The organism is Protofrankia sp. Cr1, assembly GCF_963555865.1.
In the GTDB taxonomy this organism is placed as follows: Bacteria; Actinomycetota; Actinomycetes; order Frankiales; family Frankiaceae; genus Protofrankia.
In genome coordinates this window covers 8,183-9,321 of sequence record NZ_CAUVXO010000201.1, presented here as the reverse complement: position 1 = coordinate 9,321, position 1,139 = coordinate 8,183, and the positions used below count along the sequence as shown (strand labels likewise).

Here is a 1,139-nt window from a genome sequence, read left to right as displayed (position 1 = left end):
TTACCCACACGAGCCCTTCAATCAGTTTGACGCTGCCGTCGCTATCGGCTCGATCCTCCCCGAATGCACGACCGGCCACACCCGGCGCGACAACATCGAGTCCCTGCGCCTCTTCCACGCCGACACCCAATCATGGGCCGCTCTCACTCCCGCAACCCACAACAGCGCCCACTACACCATTCAGCAGTATGGCCCTCGCCGCCTGTGGGACGAGCTTGAGAGCGCCTACCGCTGGTGGATCGACGCCGGCAGGCCCGATCACACCCGCGTCGGCATCACCGTCACCCCTGACGAGCAGACGTTCTGGCTCGACACCCCGCAACACCCGCTCCCATCCATGAAGCGGCGAGCCGTCTGACCTGAACGGACGCACCGAAGAAAAATCGTCGCCAATTATCTTTACGGTTTCAAGGGCGGGCGGATTCAACCGGTCAGCGCGCGCAGGCGGCAGCGACGGTGGTCATCGCGGGTCTGGCCCGCTGCGGTTGCACTTTTTGTGCCAGACAGAGGCATAGGTCGCTTCTACCGCGAGGGATGACCACCAGGTGGCCGCGTCCGCGTCCCCGCTGGCGAGGTCCACGCAGATCTGTACGCCGGCGGGTAGGACGAGCGAGGGTCGCAGGATGAACAGGTCCGGGCCGGGCTGGGGCAGTTCGACGCGCGCCCGTTCCGCCGGATGTGCCATCAGCAGGCCGTTGAAATGCGACCCGGTAGGACCGGATCGGCGACTGTTTGGGATTGTGTCCATGGGTCTCTCCACTCCTGTCTGTGCAGGGTTGGGGATCAAGACCCGGGGTTGGTGTTGGCCCACCGACTCCGGGTCGCTGCCGTTCCGGCGTTCGATCCGGGAACCGCCCATCGGAAGATCCATTACGGCGAGACGGTGAGATCAACGAGAAACGGCACGCCCGTGACCTGCGAGACCCACGAAGTGGGGCGCTATGGCGCCAGCTCTTGTGGGTGCGCGGATTCGGTCGCGTTCAGGGCTTCGATGTGATCAATGGTTCCGGTCAGGCGAGCCGCAGGGGTTCGCCCCGCCGGTTGTCCACGATCTTTATTTGGATGTTGAGGAGGGCATAAAGGTCCGGGGAGAGGACCTCAGCCCGACCGGAACCGTCGCTGATGACTATGAGTGCTCA

At 64.2% G+C, this 1,139-nt stretch carries 1 protein-coding gene and 1 pseudogene; one reads left to right on the top strand and one right to left on the bottom strand.

Going from position 1 to position 1,139, the window contains the following annotated elements:
* Nucleotides 1-358: pseudogene (locus tag U9980_RS16005) on the top strand (protein-L-isoaspartate(D-aspartate) O-methyltransferase); the annotation flags it as partial.
* Nucleotides 359-460: 102 nt separating this feature from the next.
* On the opposite strand, the gene U9980_RS16000 reads toward U9980_RS16005, so the two are convergent.
* Nucleotides 461-748, bottom strand: a complete 288-nt coding sequence (locus U9980_RS16000; RefSeq protein ID WP_322768650.1) for an energy transducer TonB — start codon at nucleotides 746-748, stop codon at nucleotides 461-463.
* Nucleotides 749-1,139 lie beyond the last annotated feature (391 nt).